The following is a 21,473-nucleotide window of genomic DNA, read 5'->3' on the forward strand; positions in this document are numbered from 1 at the left end:
CCGTTGCATTAAGATGATAGAAAGCGATTAAGCTTAATCATCAAAGGTAAACATCAAAGGTAAACGAATAGATTATGCGGCGGTTCATTCAATTAGATCTTCCTCCAGAACCTGTTATTAATGAAAAGTGTGTCCATAAGCGCTTGAAAAATAGTGTTTGTGACAACTGTGCGAGCAGTTGTCCAGTGGGTGCGATTTCTTTTGGTTTTATGGATGCTAAAATTGATAATGAACTGTGTTATCAATGCGGTAACTGCCTGTTTACCTGTCCAGTCGATGCCATTGAGAATATTCAACCTCATGAACGAACCTACCAAAATGGTTTTTTGGTTATCCGCCATGATGAACCTCTCGCCAGTCCTGAAGAACTGATTGTTTGGCATCGCCAATATGCTATTCGAGGTATGCAAATTCCTGAACCGCTGGTGGACAAATGGTTGCCAGCCTTAGCTGCATTAAATTTAAAATTGGAAGCATTACAAGAGCCTATTTGGAGTTTGACCATCACCAAACCTGCGGAAGTGGACAGTGGGCGTCGTAGAATGCTTTTTCGTCAAAAATTGGATAGTCAGCCATTAGACAGTGGCAAGGTCAAAACGGGATTGAATGCCAGAAAACAGTTTTATCCTGAAGATAGCTGGTTCCATATTGCATTAGATACGGCGAGCTGTATTTTATGTGGTGCGTGCGCGAAAGTGTGCGATGAGCAGGCGATAGAGCTTGAAGACCATCAATTTAGTTTAGACGATAAGCGTTGTACAGGCTGTATGAGTTGCCAAGTGGTCTGTTTCCCAAAATCAATTCAAGTTCATCCTCATGTTGCAAAAAATAGCGAACCACAGAATTTCCATTATTTCGATGGAACATGCCAAAAATGCCAATTACCTTTTTCGGCATGGACTGCGGAAGAAACTCTGTGTCCAATTTGCGCACAACATAAACAGCAAGGCTGGTTATAAATGAGTGTGCCGCAAACAAAAGCTGAACTGCTTTTAACTATTGATAAAAACTTTAGTAAATTAATTAGTTACCTCAACTCAATCCCGCCAAAAATGACCTCAGATAACTCAATGGATGGACATGCCAAAGGAACGGAAATGAGTGTTCGTGACCTCGTTTCGTATCTGATTGGATGGAATGCACTTGTTGTAAAGTGGATCACTTCTGATGCTAAAGGCCAGCCTGTCGATTTTCCAGAAACTGACTATAAGTGGAATCAGCTTGGTCTTCTTGCTCAAAAGTTTTACTCAGATTACCGTGAGTTAAGTTATGAATTGTTAGTGGTTGAACTTCAAGCTGTAAAAAATGAAGTTGTGAAGCTTATTGATGAGCGTACCGATGATGTTTTATATGGAAGATCATGGTACACAAAATGGACGATGGGGCGAATGATCTCATTCAACACATCTTCGCCGTATGCCAACGCTAATGGAAGATTAAGAAAGTGGGCAAAAAATAATAATATCAGTTTAAAGTAAGAATCAGAGTGAAATTATATGGACGAAAAATCGCTCTATGCCTAAATTGTTAACCTGACTACTTTTAATGTATAAAATAAGCGCCTTTATTCAGGCGCGTATTTACAAACTTAACGTTATTAATTCACTTCACTCTCTCGCATATTCTCAATAATCATTTCAGCAATTTGAGGGTTTAATGCGGCTGGCGTATCGTGCCCCATACCTTCAATCACTTCTAATTTTGCTGTTTCAATATTATCAAAAATATCCTGACCTGAAGTGACGGGGAATAATGGGTCAATAGAACCGTGGATCACCAGCGTTGGGGCAGTGATAGCACCGAGGAGAGGTCTTAGATCACCCGTTACTGCAACGGCAGCTAACTGACGTTTAGTACCTTCAGGGGAGTAATTACGCTGGAATGCTTGTGTAATATAGTCACGGCAATTTTCTTCATCGAACGGCACGCACGTTGAACCAATACGACGATAAAATGCGAGTTGCCCAGCAACGTATCCGTCAAAATCTTGTTTAGGATCTACACTAGGAGACATTAGCATTTTCATGACATCCGGCTCGCTTTGCGGCAATTGAGGATTGCCAGTTGATGACATAATTGGGCAAAGTGAAAGAGTGCGGTTCGGAACTTTTGATGCAACCACTTGCGCTATCATTCCTCCCATCGAACGCCCTACAATATGGGCTTTCTCAATGGATAAGCTATCTAGCAAGGCGATAATATCATCGGCCATTTCAAATAAGGTGTAGGGAACATCGACATGCTCGCCGTTTTGTAAGCGCTCAGCCATTTCTCCGATATTTAGTGGCGGGTAATTATCTAAATGTGGCGATAAACCCGCATCACGGTTATCGGGACGAATAATATAAAAACCTGCATCGGCAATTTGTTGGCAAAATTCTGATGTCCAACTAATGTTATGTCCACCTAACCCTGCAATAAGTACGATTGCAGGGTGTTCTGGCTGACCAAAGGTATCGTAATACAGTGTTAATGGTGCTGTTTTTGTCATTTTATTTCCCTATTTTTGGCGATAGCTATTTATGCAATAACTCAGCAAGAAAGGCTAGCGCTAAAAAAAACAATCGTTACCAATTTAAACGCCATTTACTTTAGTTATTAATAATAAATCGACTTTGTTAGAGAACTTAGAGAGCTTTTTTCTGGTAATAATTGATCCCTAACAGCGCAAGCGCAGCCACAAATGACAATACCGCGACATGTAAATTGCCCATTAATCCATACAGAGAGACGAAAACACCACCAAGCGCAGAGCCTAAGGCGATTCCGCTATTAAAAAAGGCAATATACAGGGAGCTTGTGGCTTCAATATTGTGGGCGCTGTAACGCATCATCCAAGTCATTAAGGCGACAGATACGCCACCATAAGCAATTCCCCAAAGCACCATAGTGGACAATACCATCCATACACTCATTGGAAAGAATATATATGCGCCTAAACTTAAGATAAGACCGCTGGCTATCATCACGACCACAAAATTTAAGTGTTTGTTGGCGGTGAGCCCAAATAGAAAGTTACCTACGATACCTGCCAACCCGTAAATCAGTAAGATGCCCCCTAAAAGGTCGTTTGAAATCAAACCATTACTGGATAGCAGCGCACGAATATAGGTAAACGCCATAAAATGCCCGGATACAATAAGCAGCGTTATCAGCAGCCCATTGATAATGATGGGACGCTTAATTTGAGTGATAAACGTTTTAAATGTGGGAGACGTCATCGCGGGAAGAGAAGGCAATTGTGTGAGCAAAGAGAATAAAAGTAACAATGAAATAAAGGACATTGAGGCAAATGCGGCACGCCAGCCTAGCCATTCGCCCATTAAAATGCCGAAAGGTACGCCCAGTACAGACGCTGCTGCCACGCCACCAAAAACTAACGAAGTTGCTAGCGCGACAGAGGGGGCTGCCACTAAGCGAGGCACTAACCCGCCTGCTAATGCCCAAATAATGCCAATACAAACGCCAACAAAAAGACGACTGATCAAGAGTAGCCAATAATACGGTGTTAAAGCCGCCACTAAGTTACAAAGGGTCAGTAAAATTGCTCCAATCAATAACAGTGTTTTGCGGTCAACAGAACGCGTAAATAACACAATCAGCGGTGAGCTGATGGCGGCGGTGATAGCAGGAAGTGTCATTAAGAAACCGGTGGTTGCTAAGGAAACAGAAAAATCCTCCACAATTGGCGTTAATAGCCCTACGGGGATCATCTCGGTTGTCACCACACTGAAGGTCGCCAACATGAGCGTCAGAATAGCCCCCCATCGCTGTTGAAAAGTTGCATTGCCTTCAATCGTTATTGTGTTCGTCATATAAAGTTCCAAATAATTGCGGTCAGTAAATAGTTTCAAGCGTGAATTGATCTTATCTGGGACATTATTGATAATAAATATCACTTCTGTGGCTTCATTGGGGACAAATCGTGTCTAATTCAGCGTCATTATTGATGGATAATTTATTGGATTTAAAAGTCTTTGTGGATGTGGTCGAAACGGGAAGCTTTACGCATTCAGCGGAAAGGTTGGGTATTTCACGTTCGGCCGTGGGGAAATGTGTCGCGCGATTAGAAAGCCGGCTACAAATTCGCTTATTGCATCGTACGACCCGCAGCCTTCGCTTAAGTGATGAAGGGCAAACCGTATATGAAGGGGCGCTCAAGATTTTACGTGAAGTCGCCGATATCGAAAATGAACTGAGTCAGGGACAACTACAACCAAAAGGATTATTGCGTATTACGGTTCCAGTCATATTTGGGCGTTTGTACATCATGCCTATCGTTAAAGAATATGTACGGCGCTGGCCTGATGTGGAGGTAGATGTTCATTTCTCGGATGACTATAGCGATATTGTCGGGGAAGGGTTTGACCTTGCTATTCGTATTGGGGGAAATGATGATAACCGGCTGATCCGCAAAGTCTTAGCGCCGCATCGACTGATCACTTGCGCATCCCCAGCCTATTTACAACAGTATGGCACTCCACAGAGCATTTCAGAGTTAGTGAAGCATCAAAAGTTGGTATTTAAACATCGGGGTAGTGCTGTTCCATGGCAATTTCATACCCCGCATGGAAAGCAATTATTACCCGTCTCTGGGCGCATGACATTGAATGACACACAGGCAATTTTGGATGCCAGTATTGAAGGCGAGGGAATTTGCCAATTAGGGGCTTTCTTAGTGGGAAACGCTATCCAGCAAGGGCGACTGATCCCAATATTGAGTGAATTTTCTCGTCAAGAATCCTCGATTTGTGCGTTATATCCGACAAAACGTTATTTGCCGCTCAAAGTGAGCTACTTCTTAACGTTGATCGAGGAATGCTGGCAAGGAAAAGCGATTTGGGACATTTAACTGTCTTTCTTGGCATATAAATAGACCGAAGCCCGAGAAACCCCAAGGTGTTGCGCGATGGTATCCATGGATTTTTTAATATCAAGAAGGCCTTCTTTGCGTAAAATTTCGATTAAAGCAACGCGGTCATCCGCCTTCAAGGTACGCGGAGTGGCGGCGATAGAAGCGGCGTATTGATCGATGCGAGTACGGATTGCTTCGCTGCCATTAGGTTCCAGATGCTCTTTAACGGGGCTGCATCCCACTTCTGTAAATTGTGACAGCATGCTTTGCATACTGCGAAACTGGGTCATATCTAAATTGAGGCACAATGCGGCAACATATTGCCCAGTTTCATCTTTGATACCGATGGATGTACTTTTGGCTGGGCGTCCATCTGGAAATTGATTGGCATAATTGGAGATGATATTGGGGAAATCGGCAGATTCAATACGGGCGAGACCCAATTCGGTTGTTGGTTGACCCTCTTTGCGCCCAGAGAGGTTGTTATGAATCGAAATAATCGAATGCTCAGGGTTTTTCAGATCATGGACCACCACTTCACAGAAAGGGGCAAATGTTTCACTTAGCCCTTGTGCTATGGCTTCAATTTGTGCCAATAAACTGTTTTCTTGTGGTTTTGCCATAACTCTACCCCTTCATCTATTTTGGATATCTCTTTAAATATTAAACTATTTTTTTCAATTCTAATAGAGAAGGGGCATAAATTGCTTAAGCTAACATTAATTCTGCGAAGCGCTTAATGTCCACATTTCCGCCGCTGATAATAATCCCAACGCGTTTGCCGTGCAGCTGTCCTTTCATTTTCAAGGCGGCAGCGAAAGAGAGGCAACCGGTCGGCTCCACAATCATTTTCATGCGTTCAGCATAGAACTTCATGCGATCGACTAATTGCGCATCGGTCACGGTTAAAATGTCATCCACATTCTGTTTGATCAGCTCAAATGTGTAGTTCCCAACATGTTGAGTTTGAGCGCCATCCGCGATAGTTTTCGGAGTTTCAATATGCACGATTTTCCCACTACGGAAAGATTGTTGCGCATCATTGCCCGCTTCAGGTTCCACACCGTAGATTTTGCAGTTTGGTGATAAAGCTCGTGCTGCCAACGCACAACCAGACAGTAATCCACCACCGCCGAGACAAACAAATAGGGCATCAAGCTCGCCAACTTCCTCGAACAGCTCTTTCGCGGCAGTACCTTGACCCGCAATAATGTCCACATGGTCGTAAGGTGGGATGATGGTCAGCCCTTCTTTTTCTGCAAGATCGCGACAAAGTTGCTCTCTATCTTGGGTATAGCGGTCAAATCTAATCACTTTAGCGCCATAGCCTTGGGTGGCGGCAACTTTGACTTCTGGAGAGTCAATCGGCATCAATATGGTGGCTGGAATCTTCAACATTTGCGCCGCCAGCGCGATACCTTGCGCATGGTTTCCTGACGAAAATGCGATAACTCCCGCTTTCTTTTGCGCAGGGGTGAGCTGTGAAAGGGCGTTTAACGCGCCGCGAAATTTAAATGCCCCCATACGTTGGAAGTTTTCACATTTAAAGAATAACTCAGCGCCAAACTCATTGTTGACTGTCGTGGACGTCATCACTGGGGTTTTGTGTGCAATACCTGCAATGCGCTGTGCTGCGGCTTCGACATCTTGATAGGTCGGTAATGTTAATTCAGACATGATATACCCCATTATTAAATGGCTGATTGGTAATAACTTGATTTTTATAACAATGAACTAGCCGCTACAGCGGTTGCTTCAATTTCGATCCCCGCACCAAAATGCAGTTTACTGACACCCGCAACAGCGCGAGCAGGACGAAACTCGCCAATCCAATTGGCATAAATTTGATTAAATACCGGCCAATTGTCCATGTCCGCGATATACACCCGAACTTGAACCAATTGTTGCCGACCGACACCACTGGCAGATAAGCAAGCCTCTAAATTTGCTAATACAAGTTCAGCTTGCTCGGCAAAGGGAGCATCTGCATGGACATTTCCTTGGCTATCTGTGGGTAATTGTCCCGATATAAACACGAAACCATTCGCCGTGACGGTGTGGGAATAGTGCCCTCTTGGTGGAACCAACTGGGAAGCATTAGTGTAAACAATATTGCTGCAAACGATATTGGTAGAAACGGTATTTTGGCTCATTGTTTTTCCTCATTCGGAAATTTAATTTATACAATTAGTCTAATATTGGACCATGTGTTTAGTCAATGGCTTTTTTGCTGTTTAAATGAACTAAAAATTTTCGTCAAATTGCCGATGATATCTGTGCAGATCAGTCTAAAACTGAGAAAAATTGTTATAGACGGTATTTTGCTCACGACTTTATACATTGCTGGCCAATCTTCCATAATTAGGGGGATTTGGCGCAAGAATTGGGAAAATAGCGGGGGAATATTTAAATTATTGGTATTTAATTCCAGATGAATAATTAAGCAGTAAAGTTAAATAATCAGGAATAAGAATAATCAAATTGAGATGAATAACTAAAAATGATAAGAAGTTGTTATATAACTACATTTAGGAAATTAACATGGCTAAAATTACCTTTGACCTTCTGGCTATTTATGGCGAAAAAGGGGACACTGCAGGATTACAATATTTACAAGAATCCCTGCTTCCTTTCGCTGCATTTGAAGAAAGCTTACCCAAATCGCTCTTTGATTATGTGATGGAGAGTAAATCCCCTGAAATTCTTATGAAACTGGGGCAGTTGGACAAAGAAAAAGCCACAATTTTGTTAGACAAACCGGGAACGGTGGATTGGTGGTGGGGAAGCCACAGTTTTGATGCCGGCTCGTATAGCAAAGTGATCCGCCAAGGTAAAAATGCTCGCCATAAACTGTATTCCAAAGTGGGTGATGATATTACGCCAGCGCAGATCGCGCGTTTTGCAAAAGTGGTCGCGGCGGCTTGCCAAGAGGTGAATATCAAAATTCTGACGCCAGAATTGCCGTCTTGGATGCTGTATTTACTGTGTGATGCGTTTGTAACCACCTTTGAAAATTCACGCCATGCTAAATATGAACACCGTAAACACTGGAACTACGATCTGCTCAGTCAGTTAGTGGAAAATGAAGCCGAACAACCGGGTAACACCGTGCTATACGGTATTTTTGATAGACAAAACCTGTCTGATTATCACTACGAAAATATGGCGTTATTATTCGCTATCCCAGGTTTAAAAGAATACTTAATTGCTGAGCAAGATTTTATTCGCCAAAGCCTGCTGAGCAATTTATCCGCCAGTGGTCAGATCCAATTGATCGATATCCTGAGAAAAGACGAGGCGCTGTATAGCGTGTTTGCCGATATTTTAGTGCTATTGGCAACCAGTTCACTGAAAACCGTGCGCTCAGCGGCTGAGCCAGTAATGTCTATTCTGCCGGAAGAGGCGGTTAAAACCCACTTAACCAAAGTACTGCTTGAAGGAACGCCAAAACAGCGTACGCAAGCGGCGGATCTGTTTGCCCGTATTGGTAAAGATAGAGATATTCTTGAAGCAGCATTGAAAGGGGAAACCAACAAAACTGTCCTCAAGAGTATTGAAAGTGCTATTTCTCGTTTTGATGTGATGGATTGTGCGAGCGAAGTGGAAGCGGTAGAAATTCCAGACGTTATCCCGATGGAAGATACGCCATTGCCAGCAAGTGCCGTCGATATTTTGGTATCTAACTTCCGTGAAATGCTGCAAAAAGCCAAAGAAAATGCTGAGCGTGAACTGGAAGAAAATAAGCAAGAAAAGCATAAATACACGTGGTCACAACGCCATTACAAAGAGTTCAGTCAACACAGTGAAGACGAGTGTGCTGGCTTATTAGCTAAATTAAACTCGGGCGTTGGGGTGATCACTGATCATGAATACAATGTCATCAAGCACAAAGAGCGCATTAATAATTTACCGGAATTCACGCTATTCCACGCGTTGCGTTTACTGAGTCATAACCGTTCTGATGTTGAGCATTTTTCTCACTATCAACTCACTCGTGAAGTTCCCGTTCGCATCCTGTCGCAGCTCGATTTACGTCAATTAGAAAAAGGGCTTGAGCAGTGCAATTTTAAAAATGCGAGCCGCTTAATTGCTGACTTATGCCTGCGTTCATACAGTGATGGATTAGGGCTATTTAGAGCGCCGGAACAAATTTGGCCGTTCTTTATGCAGTATCCTGATTTCTTAAGTGAAGCGCTGGGTCTTATCCCGCAGCACCAAGGGCATCGTTATTACCAAGAGTATGATGCGTCTAACGCGGTAACCATTTTGGGTAAATACCCGACCATTCCAGCGCGATTCATTCCTCGCATTATGGAGTTGGCGCTGGGTGAAAACAAAACCCACCGTTTAAGCGCTCAAAAATTGCTGGAAACCTTACCAAGCATTCACGTGAATGCGGCAGAAGGCCTTGATTCTGGTAAACAAGAGATCCGCGTGACTGCCATCGAATGGTTAGCTCGATTAAAACATCCAGATTCCCTAAAACCGCTGTACGCGTTGCTGAAAAAAGAGAAACGTGAAGTGGTAAGAGCCGCATTATTAACGGCATTAGAGCAATTTGGCGAAGATATTTCCGGTTACTTAGCACCAAAAGTTTTGCTAGCAGAAGCGCAAAAAGGCTTAAAAGCCAAAGCACCGGCGAGTATGGCATGGTTTGATCTGGACGCTATTCCAGCCATGACCTGGCAAGATAATAAAAAGGTGGACGCGGACATCATCCGCTGGTGGATCATTCTGGCGGTGAAGTTAAAAATGCCTGCGGGTAATGGGCTATTACAGCGCTATATCAGCTTATTATCATTAGACAGCCAGCGTAAGTTAGGTAGCTTTATTCTGAACAGTTTTATTAGCCAAGATGTGGCGGGACCGTCACTGGAAGCGGCGATGGCGGAAGCGGAAAGAGACGCGCCATCACGCTTGAAAAACTACCAAGATTGGCTAAAACGCTGGCCTGAATACTATGCCAAGTATGAAAACTTCACCCTTGAGCAGACCATCAACGAGATCAAAAACGAAGTATTAGGTCGTTATTTAGGCTCGGCTATCAGTGAAAAAGGGATGCTTGCGCTGATTTGTGGTGTGGAGGGACATGTTGCCGTAACCATGCTGCGTAACTATATGCGAGACCATTACCAGCGTCGCGCTCAAATTGAAGCGATGATTGACGCGATTGCCGTCAGTAACGACCCGCTGATCATCCAGCTTTTATTATCACTATCGCGTCGTTATCGTACCGCATCGGTCCAAGAAAAAGCTCGTGGATTAGTCTCTGATATTGCGCAGCGTAACGGTTGGAGCGCGGATGAACTGGCAGACAGAACCATCCCAACGGCAGGTATGGACGAAACTGGCACCTTAGTACTGGAATATGGCGATCGCACGTTTACCGCCAAACTCGATGCTCAGCAAAAACTGGTGTTATTTAACCCAGAAGGCAAAGAGATCAAAGCACTGCCAGCGGCACGCAAGACTGATAATGAAGAGCTGATTAAAGAGTCGAAAAAACTCCTGACATCCAGCAAAAAAGAGCTTAAGCAAGTTATTGAATTACAGACTGCGCGTCTGTATGAAGCGATGTGTGCAGAGCGTCTGTGGAGTACGGCAGATTGGCAGGAATACATTCAAAATCACCCAGTGATGCGTGGTCTGATTGAACGACTGGTTTGGTTAGAAGTGAAAGATGGCAAAGTGATCAACCAATTCCGCCCATCCGATGATGGTTGCTTATTGAACCTCGATGATGATGAAGTCGAATTAAGCGCAGACTCCAGCATCAAGTTGGGTCATGCGGCGTTACTGTCTGATGCAGACCGTAAAGCGTGGATTGCCCACTTTAAAGATTACAAAGTTAAATTCCTATTCTCGCAGATGGATCACACCATTCCAGATCTGGCGTTAACATTAACCGAAATCGAAGATAGAAAAGGCTGGCTAACGGATACCTTCACCTTACGCGGCGTGTTAACCAAAATGGGGTATCAGCGCGGTCAAGCGGAAGACGGCGGAAGCTTCTGTCATTACTTCAAATATTTCTCCAGCCTAGATTGCTATGTGTATATGGAATTCAGTGGTAGCTATGTCCCAGAAGAAAATATCCCTGCGGTGTTGTACTCCTTGAGTTTCGACCAAGCACAAAAAAGCTCGTGGGATAGAGGCTATGTGGAACTGAAGAACGTGCCGCCGATCCTGTTAGCCGAAAGCTATGCTGACTACCTGAAAGTCGCGGATGCCTGTAGCGGTTTTGACCCTGAATGGGAAAAGAAAACCCCGTGGTAATCATTGAGTAATCGACGCATAAATTTAGGAAACCAACATGGCTAAGGCGAAAAAAGTAACAGAAGGCGTTCTGCGTGAAAGCGCAGAAGTGCGCTTTGCGGATGAATTAGAGCGATTAACCCAAGCGGATAAAGCCAACCCAAAACCACAAGGTTGGCTACGTTCCCCACGAGCGGTGCGACAATTTATTCTTGGGGATGAAGCGCTGCAAATTACCCCCAAGTTTTTTGGTGACGATGCGCTAGTAGATCGCGCCATTGTGACCTTACTGGGTAAACAAGGGTTAATGCTGGTAGGGGAGCCGGGTACGGCGAAATCCATGCTGTCCGAGTTATTAGCGGCGGCGATCAGCGGTGACTCCGGTTTAACCATTCAAGGCACGGCGGGTACCACGGAAGATCATATTAAATATTCGTGGAACTACGCGCTGTTACTGGCGGAAGGTCCAACTGAGAAAGCATTAGTGAGTTCACCGCTCTACCAAGGAATGCAACAAGGCAAAATTGTGCGTTTTGAAGAGATCACTCGCTGCCCACCTGAAATTCAGGACGTGCTGGTCAGTATGATGTCTGAGAAGCAAATGATGATCCCTGAAATGAAAGATAATGCGCGGATCAGCGCCAAATCAGGCTTTAACTTGATTGGTACTGCCAACTTACGTGACCGCGGTGTGCATGAAATGTCATCGGCACTTAAGCGTCGATTTAATTTCGAAACCGTCAAACCCATCCAAGATCCGGCATTTGAAATTGAACTGATCAACAAACAATTGACCGTTGAACTTGGCGAGCTGGATGGCAAAGTGACTGTCCCAACAGATGTGATCGAATTATTAGTCACGACGTTCCAAGAATTACGTTCAGGCAATACCAAAGATGGTGGGAGTATTAAAACCCCAGATGCGGTGATGTCTACGGCGGAAGCGGTTAACATCGCTTATGCCTGTGCATTGGAAGCGCATTATTTAGGGGATGGCACGCTGAGCGCAGGCGCGGTCGCGCGCCAGTTGATTGGTGTGGTACTCAAAGATAATGCGGATGATATCAAACGGATGCGTTATTACATTGATAACGTTGCCCGCGAACGTGCGAAACAGAGCGAAGCATGGAAAGCCTTTTTCGATGCATCCCGTGAATTCTGGCAATAATATCCGTCGTCGCAGTGTGGTGGTAAATACATCACCACACTGTCCCTATGAGAGACATCATCGGTGAGTTTATCAAACATCACATTGCCAGAACGGCTACAGCAGGCGCTTGAACAGTGGAAAACACTGGGGGATCAACAGCTCTATTTTGCCCCCGTTCGTCACCATAGTCCCGCCTGTGCTTATAGCGTATTGAGCTTAATTGAACAGGTTAAGCCTGATTACGTGCTGATAGAAGGTCCCGACAGTTTTAACCCATTAATCGCGGGTTTATTGGATAAAGAGACTCGGCCACCAGTGGCGATTATGGGGCAAACTACCCTGAAAAGTGCGCCCACTGAACAAGATGAAAGTGACGCTGTCACGAGGTCGGCTTATTTCCCATTTTGTGAATATTCCCCTGAGTGGCAAGCGTTACACGTAGGGCAGCAGCATCAAGCTCAACTGCGTTTTATTGACTTGCCATGGACAGCGCAGGTGGAACTTGACTTAGAAGGCGAGAATCAGCATCAAAGCTTGCAACGGGAACGTTATCTTGCCCATAGCTTATTTATTGCTCAGCTAGCGAAAAAGTGTGGGTGCCGTGATCACGATGAGCTGTGGGAACATCTGTTTGAGTTGCGCCCATTAACCTCGGTTGCCAATTGGGTTGATTTCTTCCGTGATACCTTTATTTGGTGTGCCTTGGCACGATTGGATTATGAGCCGGAAGTGCTTGCTTCTGAAGGATCAATTCAGCGTGAAGCCCATATGCAGGCGCATATTCAAGCGATTAAATCCGCAGAGCCAAACGCGAAAATTGTGGTCGTGACGGGCGGTTTTCATACCCTGGCACTGCTTGAAGGGCTTGGGGATGGGGCGGCGCAGCAATTTAAACTCTCTTCCGAGCAACAAAAGCAATTTACGGCTCAGCAAAAGTTGGCAGAACGCGACAGCGCTTGGCTTATCCGTTATAGCTTTGACCGGCTCGATGCATTAAATGGTTACGCCTCCGGCATGCCTTCTCCCGCATTTTATCAAAAAGTGTGGGAAGGGTTGTTGGCGCAGCGAGCGGATCAGGCAGTGCAAAAAGTGGCAGCGACGGCTGCATATCGAAATCAGCTCGGTATTCAGTTTTTGGCTTACGTGGCTGAAGTATTACGAGAAAAGCAATTTGATGCAGCGCCGGGATTCTTATCCGTCAAACTCGCCGCAGAACAGAGCTTGAGACTTGCCGCATTTCGTGGGCACACGGGGGCGGGTCGCTATGATTTATTAGATGGGCTGCAAAGTGCGTTTATCAAAGGCAGCTTAGATGAAAGCCAAGATGAGCTGTGGCAGCAAATCAAAACCTGTTTTTCTGGCTTTACCTTGGGGCAGATCCCCAAAGGCACCATCACACCGCCATTGGTGTCTGAAACCTATTCATTGGCGAAAGGCTTTCGCTTTAAATTGGATGATACGTTAGCCAAAGTTAGCCGCTTAGATGTGTACCGTAATAAGCAACATCGCTTACGTAGCCGTTTTCTGCATCTTTTGAGTTTCTTAGAGATCCACTTCGCCAAACCGCTTTCTGGACCTAATTTTCTTTCAGGCAACCAGATGGATTTACTGTTTGAAGAGTGGCAATACGCGTGGACGCCGAATGTAGAAGGGGAGCTGATCGCGCTTTCAGAAAAAGGCACCCAATTAAAAGCCATTGCGCTGAATAAAATTTTGGCAATGGAAAAACAGCTTGAAGAGCAAGGCATCAGCCGTTCAAGCCAAAGCGCGGTGACGTTGTTGATGCAGGCAGCGTTGATTGGACTTCACCAACGCATTCCAAGGCTGTTTACCTTGTTAGACCGTTATATTCAGCACGATAGCCAGTTTGAATCATTAGTGGCCTGTGGCCATAAGCTGGTGCATCTATGGCGCGGGCGTAGCTTTTTTGATCTTGAAGAAGAAACGGGCATCAAACGGCGGATTGATAAAGTACTCTCTCAGGCTTTTTTCTGCTTAGATCAGGTGGCTCAAGGGGATGAACAGCAGCAAGAACACTATTTTAATGCGTTACTATCTTGCCGTGAATTAATTACCTTTATGCCGGAAATAAGCCGCAATACGGATTATTCCACAGAATTTTATGCACAATTGAGCCGGTTGGATGGGCGCCTTAATCACGCGCCGCTGATTAAAGGGGCGGTTGATGCTATTCGTTATCTTGGTGGCCAAATTGATGAATCGGTACTGACCCAGGAAATTCAGCGGACGTTCAGTTTAGGTAGCGACCCGGAACTGGCTATCGGCTACTTCATTGGCATTATGCGTACTGCACCGGAATTGGTTGTGCGTTTACCCCTATTAATAGAGTTACTCAATGAACTGTTGGGTGAGTGGGATGATGGACGTTTCTTGCAAGTGTTACCGGATCTGCGCTTTGCGTTTAGCCAATTAACCCCGAAACAGAATGCGCAAATGGCGCGGGTGGTCGCGCAAAAACTATCGATGGATACCCAAGATTTAACTCTCCATCAGACACAATTTAATCAGCAACAATTACTCCAAGCCATGGAATTAGAACAAAAAATTCAGCATCAGATTGAAAATCAAGGGTTAACCGAATGGTTTGCGCTGCAAAATGAGGGGCTATCTCATGGATAAGCAGCCAGAAGATGCGCAATTAACCGAAGAACAGCTTCAATTAGCAAAACGCTGGCGTCTTATTTTAGGTCAATATGCGGATGGTGCACTGGGGCAAGCGGCGCTAAATGGCGATGAGCTTAAAATCGAACGGTCATTGGATTTTTTATATCGTCGTGAATATCAACGTCGCGGTTTACGTCAGGAAGGTGGCCGTCATGGATCGCTAGATGCGTCCCAACTGACAGCGGTTAACTGGCTGAACCAAGCCCGTAAATTGTTCCCAAACAGCACCTTTGAGCGAATGCAGTCGCAGGCATTAGAGCGTTATGAAATCAGTAGCTTATTAAAAAGTCCGCAAGCCTTGAATGCGATGGAGCCCACCAAAGCCTTAGCCAAATCGTTATTAAGTTTGCGCGGTAAAATGAGTGAGGAGACGCGGGATGCGGTGAAGAATATTATTCGCAAAGTGGTGGATGATATTTTAAGCCAGATGCGTAATCAGTTTCGCCAAGCGCTAACGGGACGTCGTAACCGTTTTAAGCGATCGTTACTCCCCAATAGTCGTAATTTTGATTGGCGAGCTACTATTGCCGCGAATTTAAAGAATTATGATCAACAAAATCAGCGCTTAGTGATTAAAACTCCGCATTTTAACTCCCGCCAGCAACAGCATTTGCCGTGGGATGTGATTTTGTGCGTCGACCAAAGTGGCTCGATGGCGAGTTCGATTATGTATGCGGCGGTGTGTGCCAGTATTTTAGCGGCATTACCGACGGTACGTGTCTCTTTGGTGGTGTTTGATACTCAGGTGGTCGATCTCAGCCATTTAGCCCACGATCCGGTAGAAGTACTAATGACCGTGCAGCTCGGCGGGGGTACTGATATTGCGAAAGCGATGCATTATTGTGAGAGCTTGATCCGTAACCCGAAACGCACGGTGATTTCGTTGATCAGCGACTTTGAAGAAGGCGGGGCGTTGAATAACCTGCTCAATTGCACGGAGCGCTTGAATAGCCAGCAAGTGAAATTGTTGGGATTAGCTGCTTTAGATGATGATGCATTGCCAGTTTATGATACGGAGATTGCTCAGAAGCTGGCGGATCGCGGTATGAGTGTGGCGGCGTTAACCCCAGAGCATTTCGCTCACTGGTTGGCTGAGGTGATGCAATGAGTTGGAAAACCGTTTATTTACATTATGATGATGACGCATTGGCTGTATTTGCCAACGTCGGATTGCTGCGCCGAGCTCGTAAGGATCTGGAAAGTAGTAAAGTTTCTCCGGTTTGTTTAGCGGATGGAACTTTTACCAGCGATGGCCAGAACGTCACATTAGATCCTCAAGGGGTTCAAAAAGCCAGCTGCGACTGTTCGGCTTCGGGTTGCTGCAAACATATTCTGGCGGCGGTACTTTGGGTACAAACAAACAGCGATGAACAATCGATTGATTCTACAGAAGATAGTTCGGAGTCTGTCGATATTGAACCACTATTACCTGAGCTGTTGGCATTCGATGTTCCCACATTAATCAAGCAAAACAGTAAGCCCGATTGCCGCTTGGCGGTGAAGATCTTACAGGATTGGCAAGATCACACCGTGATCTTAGACGACCAAGCTAACCAACTGAAAATCACGATCCCTCAGTACGACGAGCCAATTATCTATATTCGGGGTAATGGTTTTCAAGGGATGCTGTCGTCACTACCTGAGAAGCAGCAAAAAGCCCTACATTTGGCCGCGATCGCTAAGGTCTTTCTTCAGCATAATCAGCCGTGGAATTGGCCTGACGATCTGATGCCTAACCGCGAGGCCACGCTAGCATTGAGCGACGATGAGCAAGCGGTGATTGCGACTATCCAGCGTTTTATTCACGATATGCTGCGTCAGGGGCTTTCCCATATAAGCCAAAGCAGCGCCACGCAGTTGCATTTATTGAATATGTCTGCGCGTGCGGAAGGTTTGCCTCGCTTAGCCAATTATTTAAAGCGTTTAAGCTATCAAGTGAAATTATTAGCCCAGCGCCATTTCACGATGGATGAAGGGCCGGTTTTGCGGTTTATCGCGCAGATCAGTGGCTATCTTTACCAATTAACTCACGCCAGCGACGATAAAATTGCACAATTGCGCGCCTTTGGTCGTCGCCAATATGACAGTAAAACGGACATTCTTTCTTTGATCCCGATTCATGCCGAGTGGTGGCAAACTCAAAGTGGCGCCATCGGGGGAACATTTAGTTTTTGGGATAACCAAGAGAAAAAAGTGGTGCAGTGTAGTCAAGCGCGGGCCAATACCCTCGACCCGAATTTCACCCGTCACACTGTCTGGCAAACGCTAGCCATTTGGAAACAAACGGCAGATAGCCTGATGCGCAGTGGTTTTGAATTGCACAATCCACGCTTATCCGATGAGGGTAAACTTGCGGCTAGCGGCGATAGTTATGCCGTCAGTAGCAGTGCAGTTAGCCAAGCACCGCACATTTCATTCGATGATTACCAAGCATTGAAAAGTGAGCTGGGGTTTGATGATTGGAAATCGGCAACGGCCTATTTCAATGCGCTCACTGATGATGCCCAGTTTGAACCGGTTGTGCTGCATATCGACAGCTACGAACCGCTGCATTGGAATGAAATCGAGCAGTGCGTCAGTTGGGCGGTGCTGGATGGGAACCAGAATCGGGCATTTTTGCGATTAAATTGGCAAGGTACAGAAAACCACAAAATTGAAGAACTGCGTTTTATCACTCAGAAAGGTTGGGAAATTAGTGCGGTATCCGTTCAAGTCAGCGTGTCTCAGCAGCAATTACAGCTTACGCCGAAAACGCTTTGGTTGAAAAAAGAGCAGGGTATTGAGCTATTTTACCTCGACTTTGAATCGGTACCTCGGAAAAAACAGTCATCCAAGTTTATGACGTCGATTGCTGAATATATGGCGAAAAAGCAGCAAGACCGCACGGCATTTGCGCCAGTGCCAACACTGGCACAGCAGATTACCCGCCCAATCTTGGCGGTATTGGAAACACAAAGTTGCACAGGGCGCACACAATTATCAGCGAGTCAAATTGACGAGTTAAACTTTGTGGTCAGGACATTGCAGGATTTGGGGATGCTATGGTTTGCTAAGCAACTGGCACATTACTTAACGCGGGAAAATCAAACCGCCGAGAATTTACTGCGTTTGGTGTATCTTTGCGACCAATTTGAGCGTTCGCAAAAATTGATGCCTTTTGAGTTGAATAGCTAATTTAGCTCGTAAAAATAGAACGGGGAAAAGGAATTCCCCTCTCTACATTCTATGATTCTAAATGACCTAGAAACGTCCGTAGTAGCTGATTCAGCGCTTGTTGCTCTTCATTCGTCAGTGACGCCACCAAACGGGATTGATTTTCGGTATGGGCTGTCACTACGCGGTTGATCAAATCCAACCCTTCAGTTGTTAAGCTCACCAAAAAACCACGGCCATCATCCGGATTGACATGACGCGCGACATAACCGGCTTTCTCGAGCTGATCGATGCGGTTGGTCATCGTGCCAGATGTCACCATCAAGGTCGCTAGCATATCGCTGGGTGATAGTGTGTAAGGGGAACCTGCACGGCGCAAAGTGGCGAGCACGTCAAAACTTGATCGGTTTAGACCAAATTGGGTAAATACCTTTTCCATTTCACGGGTCAGGTGATGGGCAACGTTACCTAAGCGACCAATCAGCCCCATGGCGCTGATATCAAGGTCGGGGCGTTCACGTTCCCACTGTTGAGTGATTTTATCGATTCTATCCATAGGCAAATCATACAATAATCTATCTTGACGTCAAGGTAGTTTGAATTTATCTTGACCTCAAGATAAATCAACGTGAGTGTATTCATGAATAGATATTGGGTTCTGTTTTTAACGGCATTAGCACCGATAGTCTGGGGAAGTACCTATTTGGTGACCACGGAAATGCTGCCTGCGGGTATGCCTCTGACGTTAGCCATGCTCCGCGCCTTGCCGGCGGGTTTGCTGTTGTTGCTATTTTTACGCAAATTGCCTCAGGGGATTTGGTGGGGACGAGTACTGATTCTCGGCATTTTAAATTTTTCGCTATTTTGGTGGTTGTTGTTTATCTCCGCATACCGTTTACCGGGTGGCGTGGCGGCAACGGTGGGAGCGATTCAACCGCTGATTGTGTTATTTCTTAGCCGTTGGCTATTAAGCAGCCCGCTATCGAGTATTTCGATATTTGCCGCACTGAGCGGTATTTTCGGGGTGGCTATTTTATTATTGACGCCAAGTGCTGCGTTAGATTTAACGGGGATTATTGCGGGCTTAGCTGGGGCATTTTCTATGGCTGCAGGAACGGTACTGAGCCGTCGTTGGCAGCCTCCAGTCTCAGCATTGACCTTTACCTCGTGGCAATTAACCGCAGGTGGGTTAGTCTTACTGCCTTTCGCCCTATTACTTGAACCTACGTTACCTTCCTTGAGTTTGTTAAATATCGCGGGTCTGAGTTATTTAACTTTGATCGGTGGCGCACTGACTTATGCATTATGGTTTCGTGGTCTCGCTATCTTAGGACCCAGCTCAGTAGCATCGCTGGGATTCTTAAGCCCGATGAGCGCTGTTATCCTCGGGTGGCTGTGGCTAGACCAACAACTCAGTCCATTACAGTTACTCGGCATGTTGGTGATTTTACTCAGTGTTTGGGGTAGCCAAAAAGCAGAGCGTCAATTGGCCTTGAAAAGGCAGCAACAAGCCGTTTAAATATCAAGGGCACTTCTAGGTGCCCATTTTTAATGCGTGGTGACTATATGTGTGGTGACAATGTTATTTCCTGATGAAGAAAATACGATTGAGATTGCGCCTGATGCTTATCTCCTTAAAGGCTTTTTGCTTGGGCAAGTGGAGCCGCTATTGGCTGCATTGTTTGAGGTGATTGCTCAAGCGCCTTTGCGTCATATGGAAACCCCAGGCGGGTACGCCATGTCTGTGGCAATGACCAATTGCGGTGATTGGGGCTGGGTTACGGATAATAAAGGTTATCGCTATTCTGCCGTCGACCCGATGACTCAGCGGCCATGGCCCATGATGCCCGCGCTATTTAAACAGCTGTCGGAGAATGCCGCTGAAAAAGTGGGTTTCTCTCATTTCGATCCCGATGCTTGCCTTGTTAACCGCTATGGTGTCGGGGCTAAAATGTCGTTACATCAAGATAAAGATGAAGCAGATTTCTCCCAACCGATTGTTTCTTTTTCATTAGGATTGCCCACTATCTTTGATTTTGGAGGAAAGACGCGAAAGTCTCCACGTCAAGCTGTTCCATTGGAGCATGGCGATGTTCTGGTATGGGGCGGGCGTTCGCGGCTCAATTATCACGGTGTACGACAAATCAAATCAGGCGTTCATCCTCAACTTGGGGCTTACCGCTTTAATCTGACCTTTCGTCGTTCGCAACCTAAGAAGTGACTCGTTTCTGCAAGCCAAAAAATATCATTGAATATTGAATAATATCCGCATATAACTGTTGGCTTGTTTTTAACTTAACGGTAGGTTGCCAATGTACAGCTTTATTAATGATTATAATGAAATAGCGCACCCAGCAGTGATGGAAGAACTGAATAGTTTAGCGGGGAAGCGTTTTGAAGGGTATGGTACCGACACGTTATGCGCCAGTGTGGCTGAGCAAGTGAAACAGCGCATTGGACGCCCAGATGCAGATATCCATTTCTTTAATGGTGGCACGATCACCAATTTAACCACCATCTCCCATGTATTAAGACCTCATCAGGCGGCTATCGCGGTAGATTCAGGGCATATCGCGGTACATGAGACGGGGGCAATTGAAGCCACTGGGCATAAAGTTTTTACCGTTCCTTCAGCGTCGGGTAAATTAACGCCAGCACTGATTGAGCAAGTTTTGGCGCATCATACCGATGAACACTGTGTACAGCCAAAATTGGTGTATATCAGTAACTCGACAGAGATTGGTACGGTATACCGTAAAGATGAGCTGGTTGCGTTGCGTAAAGTATGTGATGAGCATGGCTTATGGTTATTTATGGATGGCGCGCGTTTAGCTTCTGGCTTGATGTCCCATGCGAGCGACGTAACGATTGAAGATATCGCTCAGTTGACGGATATTTTTTATATCGGAGGCACTAAGATTGGCGCATTGACCGGTGAAATCCTCGTGATTTTAAACCCAAGCTTGAAGTCTGATTTCCGCTTTAGCATCAAGCAAAAAGGGGGGTTACAGGCGAAAGGTTGGTTATTAGCGGCTCAATTTAAAGCGCTGTTTAAAGATGACCTTTATTTCAAACTGGGTAAGCATCTCAATGAGATGGCGATGCACTTAGCGGCATTCTTTACTCAGCAAGGTTTTGAGTTCTTAGCGCCTGTTGAATCAAACCAAGTGTTTGTGGTGCTACCGGATGATTTGGCGAAAAAATTGCTGAAACATTATGTTTTAAGCAGTATGCCAGCGCCGGAAGCGGGTAAAACCTGTGTGCGTCTGTGTACTTCATGGTCCACAAGCGAACAAGATGTCGAAAAATTTATAAGTGTATTTAAATCACTGCGTTAATCTCAAGTCAATAACGGTAAGCCCATATAGCGGGCTT

17 protein-coding genes are annotated in these 21,473 nt (G+C 45.4%); 11 read left to right on the forward strand and 6 right to left on the reverse strand.

From position 1 onward, the window contains the following. Positions 1-74 precede the first annotated feature (74 nt). Together QS795_RS08325 and QS795_RS08330 are read left to right on the forward strand one after the other, a co-directional pair. A complete protein-coding gene (locus QS795_RS08325) occupies positions 75-959 on the forward strand; it encodes a 4Fe-4S binding protein (RefSeq protein ID WP_286270789.1) in 885 nt (294 codons plus the stop codon). Then, positions 960-1,478, forward strand: a complete 519-nt coding sequence (locus QS795_RS08330) for a ClbS/DfsB family four-helix bundle protein (protein ID WP_286270788.1) — start codon at positions 960-962, stop codon at positions 1,476-1,478. A 119-nt stretch (positions 1,479-1,597) separates the two neighbouring features. On the opposite strand, the gene QS795_RS08335 is transcribed toward QS795_RS08330, so the two are convergent. Together QS795_RS08335 and QS795_RS08340 are read right to left on the reverse strand one after the other, a co-directional pair. Beyond that, entirely contained in the window at positions 1,598-2,491 is an 894-nt protein-coding gene (locus tag QS795_RS08335) for an alpha/beta fold hydrolase (protein ID WP_286270787.1), read from the reverse strand. 136 nt (positions 2,492-2,627) lie between these two features. After that, positions 2,628-3,815 carry an MFS transporter gene (locus QS795_RS08340; protein WP_286270786.1) on the reverse strand — a complete coding sequence of 396 codons (1,188 nt, stop codon included), beginning with the start codon at positions 3,813-3,815 and terminating at the stop codon, positions 2,628-2,630. Between the two features lie 110 nt (positions 3,816-3,925). On the opposite strand from QS795_RS08340, the gene QS795_RS08345 reads away from it, so the two are divergent. Beyond that, positions 3,926-4,852 carry a LysR family transcriptional regulator gene (locus QS795_RS08345; RefSeq protein WP_286270785.1) on the forward strand — a complete coding sequence of 309 codons (927 nt, stop codon included), beginning with the start codon at positions 3,926-3,928 and terminating at the stop codon, positions 4,850-4,852. On the opposite strand, the gene QS795_RS08350 is transcribed toward QS795_RS08345, so the two are convergent. From QS795_RS08350 to QS795_RS08360, 3 genes are all read right to left on the reverse strand, one after another. Further along, positions 4,849-5,478: a helix-turn-helix transcriptional regulator gene (locus tag QS795_RS08350; protein ID WP_154638475.1), complete on the reverse strand. Its 630-nt coding sequence runs from the start codon at positions 5,476-5,478 to the stop codon at positions 4,849-4,851. The two genes, QS795_RS08345 and QS795_RS08350, sit on opposite strands and share 4 nt — an antisense overlap. A gap of 85 nt (positions 5,479-5,563) precedes the next feature. Next, on the reverse strand, positions 5,564-6,532 hold the full coding sequence (locus tag QS795_RS08355) for a threo-3-hydroxy-L-aspartate ammonia-lyase (RefSeq protein WP_286270783.1): 969 nt from the start codon (positions 6,530-6,532) through the stop codon (positions 5,564-5,566). Between the two features lie 44 nt (positions 6,533-6,576). After that, positions 6,577-7,008, reverse strand: a complete 432-nt coding sequence (locus tag QS795_RS08360; protein WP_286270782.1) for a RidA family protein — start codon at positions 7,006-7,008, stop codon at positions 6,577-6,579. Between the two features lie 388 nt (positions 7,009-7,396). On the opposite strand from QS795_RS08360, the gene QS795_RS08365 reads away from it, so the two are divergent. The 5 genes from QS795_RS08365 (at position 7,397) to QS795_RS08385 (ending at position 18,119) form a co-directional block, all read left to right on the forward strand. After that, positions 7,397-11,131, forward strand: a complete 3,735-nt coding sequence (locus tag QS795_RS08365; RefSeq protein WP_286270780.1) for a DUF4132 domain-containing protein — start codon at positions 7,397-7,399, stop codon at positions 11,129-11,131. A 37-nt stretch (positions 11,132-11,168) separates the two neighbouring features. Further along, the gene (locus tag QS795_RS08370; protein WP_154603801.1) at positions 11,169-12,278 is read left to right on the forward strand and encodes an ATP-binding protein; all 1,110 of its coding nucleotides are present in this window, start codon (positions 11,169-11,171) and stop codon (positions 12,276-12,278) included. A 63-nt stretch (positions 12,279-12,341) separates the two neighbouring features. Beyond that, positions 12,342-14,900, forward strand: coding sequence for a DUF5682 family protein (locus tag QS795_RS08375; RefSeq protein ID WP_286270777.1), 2,559 nt, complete (start codon positions 12,342-12,344; stop codon positions 14,898-14,900). After that, positions 14,893-16,053: a VWA domain-containing protein gene (locus QS795_RS08380; protein WP_318627147.1), complete on the forward strand. Its 1,161-nt coding sequence runs from the start codon at positions 14,893-14,895 to the stop codon at positions 16,051-16,053. Before QS795_RS08375 ends, QS795_RS08380 begins: the two co-directional genes overlap by 8 nt. Next, entirely contained in the window at positions 16,050-18,119 is a 2,070-nt protein-coding gene (locus tag QS795_RS08385; RefSeq protein ID WP_318627148.1) for an SWIM zinc finger family protein, read from the forward strand. The genes QS795_RS08380 and QS795_RS08385 overlap by 4 nt, the downstream gene beginning before the upstream one ends. A 49-nt stretch (positions 18,120-18,168) precedes the next feature. Here QS795_RS08385 and QS795_RS08390 read toward each other — a convergent pair whose 3' ends face one another. Beyond that, positions 18,169-18,654 carry a MarR family winged helix-turn-helix transcriptional regulator gene (locus tag QS795_RS08390; protein ID WP_286270774.1) on the reverse strand — a complete coding sequence of 162 codons (486 nt, stop codon included), beginning with the start codon at positions 18,652-18,654 and terminating at the stop codon, positions 18,169-18,171. An 84-nt stretch (positions 18,655-18,738) separates the two neighbouring features. Here QS795_RS08390 and QS795_RS08395 point away from each other — a divergent pair, with 84 nt between their 5' ends. The 3 genes from QS795_RS08395 (at position 18,739) to QS795_RS08405 (ending at position 21,436) form a co-directional block, all read left to right on the forward strand. Beyond that, complete coding sequence (locus QS795_RS08395; protein ID WP_154603797.1) at positions 18,739-19,617, forward strand: EamA family transporter; 879 nt, start codon at positions 18,739-18,741, stop codon at positions 19,615-19,617. Positions 19,618-19,677: 60 nt separating this feature from the next. After that, a complete protein-coding gene (gene alkB, locus QS795_RS08400) occupies positions 19,678-20,319 on the forward strand; it encodes a DNA oxidative demethylase AlkB (RefSeq protein ID WP_318627182.1) in 642 nt (213 codons plus the stop codon). Positions 20,320-20,410: 91 nt separating this feature from the next. Continuing rightward, positions 20,411-21,436, forward strand: a complete 1,026-nt coding sequence (locus tag QS795_RS08405) for a threonine aldolase family protein (protein WP_286270771.1) — start codon at positions 20,411-20,413, stop codon at positions 21,434-21,436. Positions 21,437-21,473 lie beyond the last annotated feature (37 nt).

Source organism: Providencia zhijiangensis (assembly GCF_030315915.2).
Classification (GTDB): Bacteria; Pseudomonadota; Gammaproteobacteria; order Enterobacterales; family Enterobacteriaceae; genus Providencia; species Providencia zhijiangensis.